Origin of the sequence: Campylobacter sp. CCS1377, assembly GCF_040008265.1 — a bacterium.
Classification (GTDB): Bacteria; Campylobacterota; Campylobacteria; order Campylobacterales; family Campylobacteraceae; genus Campylobacter_D.
The window spans coordinates 835256-852841 of sequence record NZ_CP155620.1 but is presented as its reverse complement, the minus strand read 5'-3'; the positions used below and the strand labels follow the sequence as shown (position 1 = coordinate 852841).

19 protein-coding genes are annotated in these 17586 nt (G+C 30.4%); 4 read left to right on the top strand and 15 right to left on the bottom strand.

What is annotated here, in order from left to right; genetic code table 11:
* The 3 genes from petA to mnmG form a co-directional block, all read right to left on the bottom strand.
* A complete protein-coding gene (gene petA / locus AAH949_RS04295) occupies positions 1 to 504 on the bottom strand; it encodes a ubiquinol-cytochrome c reductase iron-sulfur subunit (RefSeq protein WP_134238594.1) in 504 nt (167 codons plus the stop codon).
* Positions 505 to 653: 149 nt separating this feature from the next.
* Positions 654 to 1943: an arsenic transporter gene (locus AAH949_RS04290; protein WP_348519079.1), complete on the bottom strand. Its 1290-nt coding sequence runs from the start codon at positions 1941 to 1943 to the stop codon at positions 654 to 656.
* Positions 1944 to 3803 carry a tRNA uridine-5-carboxymethylaminomethyl(34) synthesis enzyme MnmG gene (gene mnmG / locus AAH949_RS04285; RefSeq protein WP_134238592.1) on the bottom strand — a complete coding sequence of 620 codons (1860 nt, stop codon included), beginning with the start codon at positions 3801 to 3803 and terminating at the stop codon, positions 1944 to 1946.
* Positions 3804 to 3920: 117 nt separating this feature from the next.
* On the opposite strand from mnmG, the gene ribE reads away from it, so the two are divergent.
* The 3 genes from ribE to AAH949_RS04270 are packed head-to-tail and all read left to right on the top strand — an operon-like array spanning position 3921 to position 5392.
* Positions 3921 to 4538, top strand: a complete 618-nt coding sequence (gene ribE, locus AAH949_RS04280) for a riboflavin synthase (protein ID WP_134238591.1) — start codon at positions 3921 to 3923, stop codon at positions 4536 to 4538.
* Positions 4502 to 5182, top strand: coding sequence for a laccase domain-containing protein (locus AAH949_RS04275; RefSeq protein ID WP_348519078.1), 681 nt, complete (start codon positions 4502 to 4504; stop codon positions 5180 to 5182). Before ribE ends, AAH949_RS04275 begins: the two co-directional genes overlap by 37 nt.
* Before the next feature lie 3 nt (positions 5183 to 5185).
* Complete coding sequence (locus AAH949_RS04270) at positions 5186 to 5392, top strand: hypothetical protein (RefSeq protein ID WP_134238589.1); 207 nt, start codon at positions 5186 to 5188, stop codon at positions 5390 to 5392.
* Here AAH949_RS04270 and AAH949_RS04265 read toward each other — a convergent pair whose 3' ends face one another.
* Complete coding sequence (locus tag AAH949_RS04265; RefSeq protein ID WP_348519077.1) at positions 5393 to 6046, bottom strand: hypothetical protein; 654 nt, start codon at positions 6044 to 6046, stop codon at positions 5393 to 5395. It lies immediately after the preceding gene.
* Positions 6047 to 6114: 68 nt separating this feature from the next.
* Between AAH949_RS04265 and AAH949_RS04260 the strand changes: the two genes are divergently transcribed.
* On the top strand, positions 6115 to 7899 hold the full coding sequence (locus tag AAH949_RS04260) for an aminopeptidase P family protein (RefSeq protein WP_348519076.1): 1785 nt from the start codon (positions 6115 to 6117) through the stop codon (positions 7897 to 7899).
* On the opposite strand, the gene AAH949_RS04255 is transcribed toward AAH949_RS04260, so the two are convergent.
* From AAH949_RS04255 to AAH949_RS04205, 11 genes are read right to left on the bottom strand one after another with little or no spacing between them, the layout of a single operon-like run.
* A complete protein-coding gene (locus tag AAH949_RS04255) occupies positions 7896 to 9062 on the bottom strand; it encodes a CynX/NimT family MFS transporter (RefSeq protein WP_348519075.1) in 1167 nt (388 codons plus the stop codon). The two genes, AAH949_RS04260 and AAH949_RS04255, sit on opposite strands and share 4 nt — an antisense overlap.
* Before the next feature lie 7 nt (positions 9063 to 9069).
* On the bottom strand, positions 9070 to 9921 hold the full coding sequence (locus AAH949_RS04250) for an ATP-binding protein (RefSeq protein WP_348519074.1): 852 nt from the start codon (positions 9919 to 9921) through the stop codon (positions 9070 to 9072).
* A 60-nt stretch (positions 9922 to 9981) separates the two neighbouring features.
* Positions 9982 to 10872 carry an AraC family transcriptional regulator gene (locus AAH949_RS04245; RefSeq protein WP_348519073.1) on the bottom strand — a complete coding sequence of 297 codons (891 nt, stop codon included), beginning with the start codon at positions 10870 to 10872 and terminating at the stop codon, positions 9982 to 9984.
* On the bottom strand, positions 10869 to 11474 hold the full coding sequence (locus AAH949_RS04240; RefSeq protein ID WP_134238697.1) for a thiamine phosphate synthase: 606 nt from the start codon (positions 11472 to 11474) through the stop codon (positions 10869 to 10871). The genes AAH949_RS04245 and AAH949_RS04240 overlap by 4 nt, the downstream gene beginning before the upstream one ends.
* Positions 11464 to 12609, bottom strand: coding sequence for a 2-iminoacetate synthase ThiH (gene thiH / locus AAH949_RS04235; protein ID WP_348519072.1), 1146 nt, complete (start codon positions 12607 to 12609; stop codon positions 11464 to 11466). The genes AAH949_RS04240 and thiH overlap by 11 nt, the downstream gene beginning before the upstream one ends.
* 2 nt (positions 12610 to 12611) lie before the next feature.
* On the bottom strand, positions 12612 to 13388 hold the full coding sequence (locus AAH949_RS04230) for a thiazole synthase (RefSeq protein ID WP_348519071.1): 777 nt from the start codon (positions 13386 to 13388) through the stop codon (positions 12612 to 12614).
* Between the two features lie 3 nt (positions 13389 to 13391).
* Complete coding sequence (gene thiF / locus AAH949_RS04225; protein ID WP_348519070.1) at positions 13392 to 14195, bottom strand: thiamine biosynthesis protein ThiF; 804 nt, start codon at positions 14193 to 14195, stop codon at positions 13392 to 13394.
* Positions 14192 to 14383: a sulfur carrier protein ThiS gene (gene thiS, locus AAH949_RS04220; RefSeq protein ID WP_002780297.1), complete on the bottom strand. Its 192-nt coding sequence runs from the start codon at positions 14381 to 14383 to the stop codon at positions 14192 to 14194. The genes thiF and thiS overlap by 4 nt, the downstream gene beginning before the upstream one ends.
* Positions 14380 to 15822: a restriction endonuclease subunit S gene (locus AAH949_RS04215; RefSeq protein WP_348519069.1), complete on the bottom strand. Its 1443-nt coding sequence runs from the start codon at positions 15820 to 15822 to the stop codon at positions 14380 to 14382. The genes thiS and AAH949_RS04215 overlap by 4 nt, the downstream gene beginning before the upstream one ends.
* The gene (locus AAH949_RS04210; RefSeq protein WP_348519068.1) at positions 15815 to 16516 is read right to left on the bottom strand and encodes an MAE_28990/MAE_18760 family HEPN-like nuclease; all 702 of its coding nucleotides are present in this window, start codon (positions 16514 to 16516) and stop codon (positions 15815 to 15817) included. The genes AAH949_RS04215 and AAH949_RS04210 overlap by 8 nt, the downstream gene beginning before the upstream one ends.
* A gap of 7 nt (positions 16517 to 16523) precedes the next feature.
* Positions 16524 to 17585, bottom strand: coding sequence for a DUF262 domain-containing protein (locus AAH949_RS04205; protein WP_348519067.1), 1062 nt, complete (start codon positions 17583 to 17585; stop codon positions 16524 to 16526).
* Position 17586 lies beyond the last annotated feature (1 nt).

Genomic DNA, 17586 nt, shown 5'->3' with positions numbered 1-17586 from the left:
TTATGCCTCCGCTATCATTTTTTGATATTCAGGACCCTCTTCACCTAAAACAAGTTTAGTTCCATCGATCTTAAACGGTGGAATATCAAGAGGTCTTGGAGGAGGTCCGAAAACATTTTTACCGCTTGTGTCAAATTCGCCACCATGACAGGCACATTTAAATAATTGCTCACTCGGTACATATGCAGGAATGCAACCTAAATGAGTACAAAGCCCTATAACAACAGTATAAGCAGAGTTATCTATCACAACATCACGCTTTTCATCTTTTGCCATATTAGCATCTTTTTTTAAGATAAAAATAGGCTTTTTACGCCATTCTATTGTTCTTAATTCTCCTTCTTGCATACTCGATAAATCTACCGTTGTAAATCCAGCGGCTTTAACACTTGGAAGCGGATCCCAAGTCTTTTTCATCGCAACAAGAGAAAAAACACCGCCAACAGCAGCTACGCCTCCAAAGGCAAGCCCCATAAAACTTCGTCTACTCTCAGATGTAGCCATTAATTTCCTTTCATTGATTTTATTTCTAACAAAGCTTAGCATTGTAGCGTGAAAAAAATAAATTTTTTCTTTTGCTAAATATTATGAATAATTTGCAAAATATTATTTTAATGAATTTAGCGAAAAAATAAAACCATTAAAATAAGATTTTATATCAATAAAAGCCCTAAAATAGCGGAAAACAAAACAGGAAGACTTAGAATGATGCTGAATTTAAAATAAGTTTTAATGCTAATTTTCACCCCTTGCTTAGATAAAACTCCCAACCAAAGCAAAGTAGCCAAAGAACCTATAGGGGTGAGTTTTGCACCTATGTTGCACCCCAAAAGATGAGCATAAATTAAGGTATAATTTATTTCATTATTAAAATATTCTTTTAAAGCTAAATCCCCTATCATTACCATGGGAAGATTATTAAAAATTGCTGAGCCAAAAGCGGAAATAAAGCCTAAAGCGAAAGTATTATAATTTTCATAATTTTGAAGCCATTTTAATAAAAAAACGAAATTTTCACTCAAACCTTCTTTATGCAAAGCATAAACAACCACATATAAACCAAAACTAAAAATTAAAACTCCCCAAGGGGCATTTCTTAACATAGAAAAATTTAAAATCTTTTCTCTAAAAATAAATAAAAAAACCAAAGCCCCACCTAAAGAAAATACACTAATGGGTAATTTTAAAAACTCTCCTACAAAAAAAGCCAAAACAAAAAAAGTTAAAAATATAAAACAAAAGATGAAAGTTTTTTGTGAAATATTTGGCATTTTTTTTACTTCAAATTCAAGCTCTTTAGGTAAAAAAATCTTAGCTATAATAAGACTTAAAACAACATAAACAATGCAAGCAAACACATTAGGCGTTAACATTGAAAAGGCGAAATTTAAAAAGCTAAGTTTAAAATAATTTGTAGTGATAATATTGGTAAGGTTTGAAATAACTAAGGTGTTGGATAAAAAATCACAAGCAAAAGACGCAATGAGTAAAAAAGTAATAAGTATAAATTTGTCCTTTTCATTTTTAAAATTAAAATTAGAAAAAAGGGCCAAAATAATAGGAGTAATAATCAAAATTGCTCCATCATTAGCAAAAAAAGTAGCCAAAAATCCAGTAAAAAGTATGATAAAAATCATAAATTTATAAGTAATAAGAGTGTATTTTTGTCCCACTTGATCTTTTTTAGAACTTTGCAAGATTGCAAAAGCAATTTTGTCAAAAAATCCTAATGCTTCAAGACTAAAAGATAAAATAATCAGCCCAATAAGTGATAAAGAGCTATCCCAAATCATATTAAATACAAAATACACATCATTAAAATTCACAATACCTAAAACAAAAGCCACAAAAGCGCCCAAAATGGAAATAGACCAAATAGGTAAATTCCACGGACGCCAAAAAAGCAAAATTAAAGTGCTTAAAAAAATTATCCAAGCAAGCATTTAAGCTTTTTTCTTTTGCATTTTGATATAAATTTGCAAAATATCTAAAGCTGCGGGAGTGATTCCGCTAATCTCACTAGCTGCAAAAAGTGTTAAAGGCTGATGTTTTTCAAGTTTTTCCACTACTTCATTACTCAGCCCACTCACACTCTTAAAATCAAAATCTTTTGGAATCTTTAAATTCATTAAATCCTTCATTTTTTCAACTTGAGCCTTTTGCATAGCAACATAATGATAATACTTCGCCTCATTTAAAATTTCTTTTAAAGAATATTCGTCCATATTTTCAAAAATTAAATCTAATTTTTTTAATTTTTCTATATCAAAGCTCGCTCTTGCAACGATTTTTTGCAAAGTGACTATGGAGGTGATTTTTTCTTCTCCTATATTTACTAAAAATGCGTTATTTTCGTTATTTGGCGTCAATTCTTTTTCAAGAAGCAATCTCAAACCTTTTTCAGTATTAAGGCGAATATTTTCTATAAAATTAGAAGAATTTTCATCCAAAAGCCCAAATTCTTTACCATATTTTCCAAGCCTAATGATGGCATTCTCTTCTCTTAAAAGCAGTCTAAATTCAGCTCTTGAAGTAAACATTCTATAAGGTTCTTTTGTACCTTTAATCACCAAATCATCAATCAAAACCCCAATATAAGCTTCATCTCTACGCAAAATAAAAGGCTCTTTATCCTCCAAAGCCAAAACCGCATTAACCCCTGCCATAAAACCTTGTACTGCAGCTTCTTCATAACCTGTGGTACCATTAATTTGCCCTGCACAATAAAGATTTTTTATCTTTTTAGTTTCTAAAGTGTGATAAAGCTCAGTTGGCTCTATATAATCATATTCTATCGCATAACCAAATCGTGTAATTTTAGCATTTTCAAAACCTCTTACCGAAGCAAGCATTTCTTTTTGCACCTCATAAGGCAAAGAAGTTGAAAAGCCATTGATATAATATTCTGTCGCATCAATGGTTTGAGGTTCAATAAAAAGATGATGGCTTTCTTTATCTCCAAAGCGATTAATTTTGTCTTCTATAGAAGGGCAATACCTTGGACCTACACCTTCAATCTGTCCTGTAAAAAGCGGGGCTCGATAAAAATTGTTTTTAATAATTTCATGAGTGTTTAAATTTGTTCTTGCGATATAACAAGGAAGTTGAGTGGGATTAAAATCTTTAGTTCTAAAGCTAAAAGGTTTTGGCTTTTCATCGCCATATTGAATTTCTAAAACGCTAAAATCAATACTTTTTGCATCTACTCTTGGGCAAGTTCCAGTTTTCAACCTTCCCATTTTTAAATTTGTGCCTAGCAAATTTTCGCCCAAATTTACAGAGGCAAGTTCACCTACACGACCTGCGGTGAGTTTATTTTCTCCTATATGAATAAGTCCGTTTAAAAAAGTGCCAGTGGTTAAAATAATTTTTTTTGCCAAATATTCATTTTTTAAATTTGTTCTAACGCCTATAACGCAATCTTTTTCAAAAATAAGCTCTAGTACTTGTTCTTGTGAAATTTCTAAATTTGGTAGTTTTAAAAGCTTGTTTCTAGCGACAATGCGATATTTATCCATATCAATTTGCGCCCTACTTCCACGCACCGCAACGCCTTTGCTTTCATTTAAAACGCGAAATTGTATGCCTGCTATATCGGTGATTTCACCCATCAAACCGCCCATAGCATCAATTTCTTTTACCAAATGCCCTTTTGCAAGTCCGCCTATAGCAGGATTACAACTTGCAGCACCGATTTGCTCTATAAGAGTAGTTAAAAGCAAAGTTTTTTTACCCATTCTTGCAGCAACTCCGCTTGCTTCAATCCCTGCGTGCCCACCACCTATAACAATAATATCAAACATCATTTTGCCTTTATTTTGCTTTAAAAAAAGGATAGAATTATATAATATTTTTTGAAATAAAGTACTTAAAATTATGCAAATTTCGAGTATAATTACAAATAAAAAGCTAGGAAAATTATGTTTAATGGATTAATCAGAGAAATCGCTAAAGTCAAATCTTATCAAAATAATATTCTTTCTTTAGAGGCCAAATATAAGCCTAATTTAGGTGATAGTATAGCGATAAATGGCGCTTGTTTAAGTGTAATTAAAATTTTTGCAAAAGGTTTTGATGTGGAGCTTTCTAAAGAGAGTAGAACTCATCTTGCTATAGAAAATTTAAAAGACTTTGTGCATATTGAACCGGCTCTAAAATACGGCGATAGAATTGATGGACATTTGATGCAAGGACATATTGATTTTATTGGAGAACTTGCAAAAATTTATAAAAATGAAAATGGGGTTGATTTTTTCATTAAGCTTCCTAAAAATGCTATGCGCTTAATGGCTCCAAAAGGCAGCATAGGTATTGATGGAGTAAGTCTTACTATCAATGAAATTTTTGAAGATTCAATTAGGCTTACTATCATTCCTATCACTTTTCAAGAAACGCTTTTTAAAGATTACGCCATAGGAAGAAAAATCAATATAGAAAGCGATTTACTTGCTCGCTATATTGCAAATATCTTAGATTACAAACAAAACAACAAGGAGCTCTCATGGCAGGAAGTGGAAAGAATTACCTACCTTTACTAGAAAATGAGCAAGTGAGTGTATTTTGCGCTTTTGGGGAGGATTTTAGTGTTTTTAAAGATAAAATTTTAGATGAAAATCTATTTAGTAAACACGCAGTATTTATAGAAAAATGTGTTTTTATGAACCAAATTCATTCCAATAAAGTTATGTTTTATCCTGATATAAATCATGCAAATTTTACTTGTGATGGGCTTATTAGCTCTCAAAAAAATACCGCACTATGTGTTTTAAGTGCTGATTGTTTGCCTTTATTATTATGGCATAAAAGTGGCATTATCGCAGCTTTGCATTCAGGGCGACAAGGTAGTTTTGATAATATTTTAAAAGTGGCTTTGCAAAGCATAAAAAAACAAAATAAAGATATTAATTCTGATGATTTTATTTTAATCATCGGTCCTGGAATTTGTGGAAAAAATTATGAAATTAATGGAGAAGTTTTACAATACGCCAAAAATCATTTTAAAAAATTTTTACAAGATAAAAAATTAGATTTAAAAAGTTTGGTTAAAAAGCAAGCTCAAAATTTAGGTATAAAAAATATAATAGACTGTAATATTTGCACCTTTAGCGATGAAAGATTTTTTTCTTACAGAAAAAATCAAACCCCAAAACGCTTTGTAAGTGTTATAGCATTAAAAGGATAGTTAATGTATGAAAAAAAAGATTTAAGGGTTTTACAAATCATACAAAAAGCAAGAGAATTTTCAGATCCTGATTTATTAAATGAAAATTTACTGGCCCAGCTTGTCAATACTCCATTAAAACCCATAAAAAACAAAAATAAGCAAAAAATCATCCAAAGTCTTAATGAGCTCATCAAGGCCAAAGAAAAGGCGTTGCTAAGCAATAAATAATTATTTTTTCTTTATAATATTTAGCCCACTTGTTTTTAAAAAACCATCCTCATCTTCATAAAATTTGGAATTTAGCTCTTCTTCATTACAAACAACAATATCAAAATTTTCCTCTAAAGGTAAATAATTTTCAAAAGAATTTAAACCTTGCGATACATTTACATATCTTTTAAAATTTGTATTTTTATTCATTTGATAATTTAACCCTTGTAGTGTATTTACCTTGTTTTCGTAATCTTTGATATCTTGATACAAGCTACCTTCATTAACATCAATATTAAGCTTTTTGCTTGTAATGCTATTTGCATTAATTAAAGCCTCTTGTGCTTTTAAATTTATTTCTCCATTTAAACCCGTATCAATAGAATTATTTTCATCTTTCAAATCAAGTTTTTTAGCTTCTAAATCGATTTTTTGTGCATTAATATTGGCATTAGAAATTTTTATTTCTCCTCCGCTTTGCATGCTTATCTTTCCAGCTTTTATAACCCCACCATTAATACTAATTTTACCCGCATTAATTTTAACTCCACTGGCTCTAATTTGAGCTTCATTGGAATTAAATTCTTCCCCTTTAGCTGAAAAATTCTGCACTTGTATATCATCTTCTTTGCTTAATTTAATTTGTTTGGATTTTAATTGTAAATCTTTCATTGTATTTGCCTTTAGTTTTGAAAATTATATTATAAATTTTTAATCTTTTTAAAAATTTAAGGAAAACTATGAATATTTATCAAACAAGACTCCAAATCCTGCGTCATATGATGCAAAAAGAAGATATTGATATTTATCTTATTTTAAGCACAGATCCACACTTGAATGAATATATACCTGATTTTTATAAAATTCGTGTTTTTATGAGTGGTTTTAACGGATCAGCGGGAATACTTGTAATTACTCAAAATCAAGCTTTCTTATGGACAGATGGAAGATACTTCCTTCAAGCTCAAAAAGAACTCGAAGGAAGCACAATTACCTTACAAAAACAAGATCAAAATAATCATTTCTTAAAATGGCTACAAACCTTAAATTTTAAACAAAAATTGACTCTAGCTACTGATTTTACGCTTTTACCTTTATCTTTAAAGCAAGAATTAAATTCTCAAAATAATATTTGTTTAAAACACAAAGACTTCATTTCCTCTTTTTGGCAAAATCGTCCTTTGCTTTCTAAAAATCCTATCTACGAACACGAAGAAAATTTTGCTTATCCTACGCGTTTAGAGAAAATCAATCTCGTACGCGAAAAAATGAAAAAAATTAAAGCACAAAATCATCTTATTTCTAGTCTTGATGATATAGCTTGGATTACGAATTTAAGAGGAAATGATATAGAATTTAATCCCGTATTTTATGCTTATTTATTTTTAAACCAAAATGAAATTTTATTATTTACTGATTTAGAAAAAATTGACTTTAATCTTAAAAATAAACTTGCTAAAGATTTCATTACACTTAAAAATTACGAAGAAATTCACACCCATTTAAAAACGCTTAAGAATACTAATTTATTAATAGATGAAACAAAAATGACTGCTTTGCTAATGCAAGATATTGATCAAAGTGTGGAAATTTTAAACCACACTCTGCCTAGCACTATACTTAAAGCTTGCAAAAATTCAAAAGAAATTGCAAACATAGAACAAGCAATGTTGCAAGATGGTATAGCATTGTGTTATTTTTTTGCATGGCTTGAAGAAAAATTAAACAAAAAAGAAAAACTAAGCGAATTAGATATCGATATAAAAATTACAGAATTCCGAGCAAGAAATCCTTTATATATTAGTAACAGTTTTGCTACTATTGCAGGGTTTAATGCCAATTCCGCCCTACCTCATTACAAGGCTACGCAATCAAATTTTTCCTATATTGAAGGAAATGGACTTTTACTTATAGACTCTGGAGCACAATATAAAAATGGCACTACCGATATCACTCGAGTTGTTCCAGTGGGAAAAGTCACGGCTGAACAAATCAAAGATTACACGCTTGTTTTAAAAGCACATATTAATATCGCAAGTGCTGTGTTTCCAAAAGACATAGCTATGCCTTTGCTTGATAGCATTACAAGATCTATATTATGGAAAGAACAATTAGATTTCGCACACGGTACAGGTCATGGGGTGGGTTATTTTTTAAATGTTCATGAAGGTCCGCAAAGTCTTTCTTATTCTGCTACTATCAATGATAAAAATAAAGCAAAAATTGGAATGATCACCTCTATAGAGCCTGGAATTTATAGAAATAACCAATGGGGCATAAGGCTTGAAAATTTGGTATTAAATTGCAAGATAGAAAATCCCAAAGAAACAAATTTTGGTGAATTTTTATATTTTAAAACACTTACACTTTGTCCATTTGAAAGAAATTGCATTGATGTAAATTTATTAGATGAAAAAGAAAAACAATGGCTTAATTCTTATCATCAAGAAGTATATCAAAAATTAAGCCCTTATTTAAATACTAAAGTTTCACGATGGCTAAAAAGAAAAACACAAGAAATTTAATTAGCTATTGCTTTGCTTTTATGGGCTAAATATGCAAAAATATTAAGCAAAATAGAAACTATGATGAGCAAAATAAGAGAAATTTGAAAATTCTCAAATTCATCATGAAAAAAGCCTATAATCCACTGTCCTAAAGCTGCAATTAAATACCCAAAACCTTGAGATAAAGCAGAAAGCTTGGCAGCAATTTTTGCATTAGCACTTTTTTGTGCAATAAATAAAAGAGAAATTCCAAAAACACCTCCCCAAGGAAAACCCATGATAAATGCGGCCAAAATAAGCATTTTTATATCATTAAAACAAAGCAAAATTCCAAAAGATAATACATACATCGCACATAAAATTGCTATATATAAACTATGAAATTTTGCTTTAATTTTACCTAAAAGCAAAGGTCCAAAAAGTGCTACTGGCAAAGCAATGAGTTGGCAAAATAGCATAATATTTGTCGCAAAGCTTTTTGAAATATCTTTTTCGATAAGAATTTGAATATACCAAAAAAATAAAGCATAAGCCAAAAAAGCTTGTAGACCAAAGAAAAAAGTGATTTTCCAAGTGGTTGAATTGGCAAAAAGATTGATTTTTTTAGCTTCTTTTTTCTTAACACGAAAAATTCTACCATTTTTAGCTTGTGGATAATAAATCATCAAAGCCAAAAACGCAAAAATCACCCAAAATAGCATCGATAATTTTAAATCTAAAACATTTAACAAAGGTATAGCCAAAGCAATACCAACAATAGAAGAAATACTTAAAACAAGACTATAAATTCCCATCATACTTGCCATTTTTTTAGGAAATTTTTCTTTGATAAAGCTAGGAAGTAAAACATTAGCAATTGCTATACCACAGCCAATTGCTAGCATCCCCACAAACAACCCATACACACCAAAATAAGAGCGGATAATTTCACCTATAAAGATCAAAAAAATCCCAAAAACAATTGCGCGAATAGGAGAAAAATAACCCACAATAAAAGAAATACTTCCAAAAGCTATCAAAGGAAGACTTGTGAGTACCCCTGCAAGAGTGGAGTTTAAATCATATGTGTTTTTAATATTATCAATGATAGGCCCCACTGCAGTAATGGGAGCCCTAAGATTAAAAGCTACAATGATAACAATAGCAACATTGATCCAAAAAATCTTTTTAAAGGAAGCCATAAAAGCCTTAGTTTTGAAGTTTTACTTTGAGTATTTTACCTTCTACCATCTTAGGAATCCATAAAATATCGCCTTCAATAAACATATCCGCAGAACCTTTCATAGAAGGAAGTTCAAGCTTTGTAGTTTTGCCATTTTCTAAACTATAAACAAGCCCATTTAAATTTTCACCCCAAGAGCTTACAAGCAAAGCATCATTATAAGGCACAATGCCATCATAAGATTCTTTTTCATTTTTAACTACACTAAGCTCTTTTTTGGCTAAATTATAGCTCATTACAACACCTCCACTCAAACCATTGGGATGATAACCTGCTATAAAAAGCTTATTATTTTTATTATCTAAATAAAGCCCATTTGGTCCGCCAAATTTGGCTAAATCAAGTTTTAAAAGTTCATCATATGATTTTTCTTTTAAATCAACTTTTAAAATAAGCCCTGTACCAGTATCACTCACTAAAAGCGTATTATCATCTAATTTTTCAATATCATTTAGAAAAATTGCACCTTTTATAGGGAGATTAAAAATTTCTTTTTTGCTTTTTAAATCAAAACCACGCAACACATCAATATCTACTACATAAAGGGTATTATTAAGCTCCATCATACCTTTTGGTGCATTTAAATTGCTTAAAAATTTATACTCAAGCACCTTGCCATTTTTATCAAGTTTTGAAATAAAACCATCATTATCTTTCGCCAAAGGTTCAAGTTTTTCACCCACATTTGACACATAAACAAAATTTTTATCCACAAAAATACTCTCAGGACTTTTAAAGCCGTCAAATTCTTGATATTTCAATTCACTTGCACCAAGCAAAGCTACACCAAGTGTTAAGCTTAAAATGTATTTTTTCATTTTCTTTCCTTTTATAATAAATTTTTGAAACATTATAAAAAGAAAAAAGAAAAAAGCGTATCAGTTTTTTGATAAAAAATACAAGTTTTTTGATTTTTGATATTGTTTTGGACTTTTTCCGTATCGCTCTTTAAATCTTTCAATAAACCAAGCCACTGAAGAAAAAGCACACTCATTTGCTACTTCATTCACATTTTTTTTAGAAAATTCAAGTAAAATTTTTGCTTTTTGTAATCTTTTTTCATCCAACCATTTTTTAGGATTTTGAGAAAAGCATTTTTTAAATTCCTTAGAAAAAGTAGCCAAATCTAATTTTGCAAAATCAGCCATTTCATTTACACTTAAAAATTCTCTACCACAATATTCAAAAAGCAAAGAAAGATCAAGACGAAATTCTTTTAAAATTCCTGCCAAAAAGCTGATAAAATAAGTATTTTTATTCAAAAGCAAATGTAAAAAAATCTCTTCAAATTTCAAACTCACAATAGGATCTAAAATTTGCGTATTTTCTTCAAAGTGCGGCGTGAAGCTTTCTAAAATTCCTTGTAAAATCTTATCGTTTTTTACCCAAAAAATTTCATAATCTTGCATCTTTTGCTCCAGCTTAAAAAAATCTTTGTATTTATAAATAAGTTCAATTAAAAACGCATTATCAAAGAAAAATAAATAAGCCTCATAAACTCCACTACTAAGCCCCACATTACTTAAAGTATAATTCCCTGCTTTTAAAAATAAAGTCTCATAAGAATCTATCCTATAATCTTTAGATGCGGTATGTAAAATTTTATACCCCTTGCGAACAAAGGTTAAAAGATGACTTTCTACATTGACAAAAGAGGAATGCGAAGTATTTATTTGTGTGTATTTTGCAAAAGTGCAAGACTTAAAATTTCTATAATTTACACCTTTTAGTTGCTTTAAATCTCGCGGCAAAGAAAGAATTTCGCTCATTGCAAGTTTTGTCTACACTCTAAAAGGTAATTTTTAAGATCAATTTCGCGCATTAAAATTTCACGCATACAAACACCTGCTACATTCAAATCTTTAAATTTTTCGATATTTTGCGCATTTATCCCACCTATAGCATAAAGGGGAATTTTGCTAAATTCTAGTAAAGACTTTAAAAAATCAAGCCCCTTGGGAGCTAAATTTACTTTACAAGAACTCTCAAAAATATGCCCCACAAAAGCGTAATTTACCCCATAATTCATTGCCTCTAAAAGCTCTTCTTTGCTATGCACTGAAGTGCCTATTACATGAAAATATTTGCTAAGCTTTGGATCTTTTCTTAAAAGATCTAGCGGCGCATGAAAAAAGCGGTGTCCAAGCTTTAAACACTCTCTATCAAAAAAATGCAAAAAACAAGTTGTTTTATGTTTTGCACAAATGGCCAAAACTTCTTTTGCTAAATCAAAATACTCAAATTCGCTCAAATCTTTTTCCCTTAAAACGATAGCATCTACTCTGGCCTTTGCAAGCTTTTCGATCTGTTTTAAAAAATCCTTTTGAACACATTTTCTATCGCTTATAGCAATAATTTTTTTATCCCACATAGATACTGTCACTCATTACAGCTTGTAAATTTGATCTTTTAAGCATAGTTAAAATTTCCTCTACGCTTCTATCATCTGAAATTTCAAATTGCTCATCGCCTTTTTTCTCGCCTTTATGCTCACCTATACCCACGCTCACTCCCGCGCTCATTTTAGTCGCTCCAAGCTTTATAACCTCATCTCTAAAGCCTATCCTTTCGCGACTTGAAATAGTAATACCAGCAAAAGGCAAAAAAAGCCTATAAGCACAAAGTACTTGTAAAAGGCGTTTTTCGCTCACATCTTTTGGGTTGATTTTAGCATTATTAATAATCGGTCTTAAACGAGGTACTGAAATTGAAATTTCAGCGTGCGCATAATTTTGTTGTAAAAAATATGCGTGAAGTGCGGTAGCAAGCGCATCTTTTCTAAAATCATCAATGCCTAAAAGTGCCCCAAATGCTACTCCACGCATCCCTGCTCTTAATGCTCTTTCTTGAGCGTTAAAACGATAAGGAAAAATGCGTTTTTCTCCACCTAAATGGATTTTAGAATATTTTAAAGGATTATAAGTTTCTTGAAAAATCGTCACATAATCACAACCATTTTTATGCAAAATCCTATACTCATCTTCATTCATAGGATAAATTTCAACGCCTACAACCTTAAAATATTCCCTAGCTATCTTGCAAGCTTTAGCGATATATTCCACACTTGCAAATTCCCTGCCTTCGCCCGTTAGCATTAAAATTTCTTGCAAACCACTTTTAGCGATTGCTTTCATTTCCTCATGAATTTCACTCTCATCAAGCTTTGCTCTTGCAATTTTATTTCCTTTTTGAAAACCACAATATACGCATTTAGAATTACAATAATTTGACAAATAAAGCGGAGTAAAAAGCGAAATGGAATTTCCAAAATATTTTCGCTTCATTTGGGCTGATTTAAAAGCTATTTCTTCAATAAATTCTTCTGCTGCACTTGAAAGCAAAGCTTTTAAATTTTCTATACTTAAATGCGCGGAATTTAAAGCATTTTTAACATCTTTAACATCAAACTTACTCTCATCATAATTTTGAGCTTCATTTAAAACTTTAGTCAAAATATCACTTTTTATCTCTTGCATATGGGGTAAATACTGCATATAATCTTGCATACTTAATCCCTTAAAAAGCCAGTAAGCGGAGAACTAGCCTTAGCTTCGCCAACACTTGCTAAACCCGCTAAATACCCTGCTCTGCCAGCCTTAATTGCCAAAGAAAATGCCTTAGCCATTAAAGCAATGTCTTTTGCTTCAGCTATAGCTGTATTTGCCATCACTGCACTTACTCCCATTTGCATAGCCTCGCAAGCTTGTGCAGGGTTTCCAATACCTGCATCTACAATGATAGGTAAATCAATCTCATTAAGCAAAATTTGTATAAACTCCTTAGCACACAAACCTTTATTGCTCCCAATGGGTGCTGCTAAAGGCATAATAGCTGCTGCTCCAGCATCACGCATAGCTCTAGCTGCATAAAGATCAGCATGCATATAAGGCAAAGGTGTAAATCCATCTTTTGCTAAAAGCTCGCAAGCCTTAATTGTCTCATAATTATCCGGTAGCAAATATTTGCTATCGCCTATAACTTCTATCTTTATAAGCTCACCACAACCAAGCTCCCTTGAAAGCCTAGCAATGCGTAAGGCTTCATCTGCATTTCTAGCTCCGGAAGTATTAGGCAAGAGGGTTATATTTTTAGGGATATAATCAAGTATATTAGCAATCTCACCCGTATTTGCACGGCGCAAAGCCAGCGTGATGATTTCTGCTTTGGCTTCTTCTATGGCTGATTTTATAAGCTCTAAAGAATACTTTCCTGATCCTAAAATAAATCTTGATTTAAATTCATATTTTCCTATTTTTAAGCTATCATTTTTTAAATTTTCTTGCATTTTTTACTCCTTATTTGCCAAAAGCTCTAAGACAAGATTGCTTTGATGTCCAGCGCAAATATTTACACGCGGTGCCATAAGTCCATTTCCCACTTTAGCACCATTTACCAAATCCCCACATACATAGAAATTTTTAGCGATTTTTCTTGTTTGTATGCTATTACTATCGCCATATCCTGCAAGCCCTGAAGCACAGATTAAAGTAGTATCTTTATAAAATCTATGAAAATTTTGCGCTATCATAGCCTTTGCAAGCGCACCATCAAAAGCCTCGCAAACTATATCCATATCTTTAAACAAATCGGGCAAATTCTCTTCATCGATTTTTAAAGTGCAAATTTCAGTTTTAATATAAGGATTTATTTCACTGATTTGCTCTTTTAAAGCCTCGGTTTTAAATTTTCCCAAATCACTTACGCGGTAAGCTTGGCGGTTAAGATTGCTAGGCTCAACCACATCAAAATCAATCAGCTTTAAATACCCCACACCACTTCTTGCTAAATTTATCGCTATATGTGAGCCAAGCCCACCCAAACCACAAACCGCCACACGCCCATTTTTAAGCTTATCATGAAGTTTTGGAGTGTGTCTTGCCCTCATCATCGCATCTAAAGCATCTTTTGGAGGCAAGGTATTTCTTTCTATGCAAAAAAGCTCATCATTTTCGCTTAATTCTATTTTTTCCTTTGTTGCAAAACCATTGACTATCCATACATCATTATCATTTTTACTTACACTTTTGAAAAAATCCAAACTAGTGCTAAATTCTGTATCTAGTTCTTTACCATTGAATTTAATTCTCATCAACCACCCCCTACAAAACTCACGATTTCTGCTTTATCGTTTTCTTTTAAAATCAAATTTTCAAATTCACTTTTAGGTATAATCTCTCCATTTAATTCTAAGGCGATAAGTTCGATTTTAAAACCCTTTTCTTTGATAAAATCCATAAATTTAAGCTCTTTGAGCTCAAATTTTTCTCCGTTAATAATCATACTTTTCCTTGTATTTGCTCTTCTACTTTAATTTTTGCATTATCTAACAATTGTTTAGATTTTTTCCTTAAATTAAAACTTTCTTGTATATATTTTGCAATTTTTTCTTGAGTTATAGGATCTATTTTAGGGATAAAAATTTTAGACAACTCTTCTTTGTTTATAGCGCAAAGTATTGTTCCGCTTGGAAATTTCTTTAAATATTCTTGAAATATTTGACTTTTAAACATTACAAGCAAAGTTTCACTATTTAATAATTTTGAATTTAATACAAAAAACCCTGTTGAGACTAAATGCTTGTCAAATTCTTGAGTAATCAAAGCACAGCTTGATAGGCTACCCTCGATACTTGAAATAATTACATCTCCATTGCTTACTATTCTTCTTGCTCTTGTAGGTAAATTTTTTCCTAAATCACTCATTGGCTCACTAATATTTCCATTATTACCTATATTTGCAAGTTCTATATATTTGTAATTTTCATTGCTTTTAGGGATAAAATTTGTATCTTTATTATTTATAATATTTGAAAAACTATCATATCCATTTGAATAAGATTTTATAAAATTCTCTATATCTTCATATTTTACTTGATAATATTCAGAATCTAGTCGCCCTGTTTTTAGAAAAGATTCTTTTAGAGTGCGTATGGAAACATTGAGAATGGATTCTTTAGTTAAATCTTGCGGACGATTAACGGAATTTAGCAAGCTTTGCAATGGATTTTTTGGATCAAGCCCTAGCTCAAGGTATAACATTTCCTCCGCTTTTTTATACAACTCTTTGCTTTCTTCCAATGCTTTATGAGAATCTTTAACCATTTTTTCAATTTCTTTTTGAAATTCCATAGGGAAAATGGGAATAAGTAATTTCTCATAAAACGATGTCGGCACTCTTTGTCTTCCGCTAGTGCCCACCATATTATCAGCAGCTATCCTCCTTATAGAATCTCTATTTAGATAACAAAAGACAAATTCTGTGAGAAATCTAGAATCTCGGATTCTAAAAACATTGAATTCTGTGCTACCAAAACCAATGCCATTGTATAAATCCGTAGCAATCGCACATTTTCCATGTTCCATGCAAGGTGTTATTTTGGCAATTAAAATATCATTTTCTACAAAATAAGTATATCCATTTTCAAATTCTACAATCAATCCTTGTTCTCTATGGTGTATAAAACCACTACCTAGATCTTGCATTGACAAAAAAGTAACAAATGTATTTTTTGAATAATTATTTATCTCAGATTTTGAAGGATTTATAAGTGCAATATTTGATAATTTTTCATATGAAAAATTAGTATTTATATACAAATTTGATTTTTTAAATGGTTCAGAATCGATTCTAAAGCTCTCATTATCTTTTTGCACTTCACTAAGCTTTAATATGCTAATTTCTAAATGTGGATATTTTTCCTGCAAAGTCTGGTTAAGCATTTTTGTAGCCTTTGTTAATAATATAGTATTCTATACTTTTTAGATATTTATGCAAAAATATAATAATACTGATATATCTTTTTTTTAAATCATCTACAGTTATATTGCTTCCAAAATCTTGAAAACTTTTTTCTCCATGAGCAAGTTTGTTTCTATCTTCGGTATTTTTCCTAATTATCTCTTGAATATTAATTCTAAAATATTTATTAAATTTATTGATATTGCTATCAATACTATCCGATGATATCAGCATCGCGAGAATGTCATCTTTGATATTCTTATAATTTAAAGAGCCAGCGTTAAATGGGTTTTCGTTATTGAAATCTTTTTTTAAATTAATTTCTACTATACCATTATTTAATTGTTTTATTACTTCAATTAAGTTATCTGCAACAATGGCATTGAAATGTCTCTCTTTATTTTTAATTTTTGCTTTGAAATAAATCTTTTTCATATTATCATTTAAATCATGAAAGCGAATTTTATTTTGTTTAATATAATCAAAAATATCTTGTAAACTTTGAACAACAACACTTTCTAGTATTGTATAGAGCATAATTACAAACTTTGATTTTATTGATTGTGCATATTTATTATAAAAAGCATTATTGTTTCTTTTATCCATCGTTTCCATATCTCTTAACAAATCTTTTAAAAAACTTTTTTGTTCTTTATATATTGTCCAAGATTCCATAGCTTTATTATCCTAAATTGCCTAAGATTAACTGAATGTTTCTATTAAGAGTTTTTAGGCTACCGTTGTTTGAATTGTCCATAAACTCTTGAGACCAAACATCGAAAGTTTTATTAACATAATTTGGATTATCCTTTATATAAATCGCAATTGCTAACATGATTGGCAAAAGCTTATCTTTTTTTCTTAATTTGTAAGAATCATTTTCTGTAATCTTACATTTTTCTATAATATTGATCACATTTTTAAATAATGTTAGAAGTTCATCTTTGTTTTTATCATCATCCCTAAAACTCTCATTTTTTTCTTTCATATAGTTTTCAAGTATGGTATTTATAGTTTCATTAAATTCTATTTTGTTGTTTTTAATATATAAATCATAATAAGCAAAAAACTTAATAATAAGCTCTTGTTGATACCCCCTTAAAGAAGCTGTTTTTCCGAGCTTAGCTAACTTTTCAAATTCTTCAGTAGAACATTCACTATAAACAAATTCAACAAATTTACCATAATTTGATCCTTTTCTTGCTTCCATAGCTGTAGCTTTTGTCCCGGCCGTATTAATGCGTTCAAATATTTCATTTGCAATATCCTTAGCATTTTCTTCTTCATTGGATTCTAATACAATAATTCTTAATGAACTATCTCTCATTTTTCGCTGAATTGAAGGTGGAAAATCCTCAAATTTCATACCATTAAAATCACTTAAAATTTCTAATCTATTTAATTTATGTTCATTGTTAAAAAATTTATCCAAAGCTCTTATTCTTTGTGATCCATCAATTACTTCAAGCAACCCATCATCTGTTTGTTCTAGAAAAATCAAAGGTAATGGCAATCCCAATAAAATTGTTTCAATCAGTTTAGATATCTGATCTAGTTTCCAAACAAATTCTCTTTGATAAAATGGTATATTAATTTCAGTTTGATTTTTTTCTGTCTGTTTGTGAAATTTGCTTAATACCAACTCTATAGACCAATCTTTTGTATCATATTTAATACTTTTTTGTTTTTCTTTTAATATAGTTGATATTTCATCTGGGCTTAATATTGATTTATTGCTTGCCATT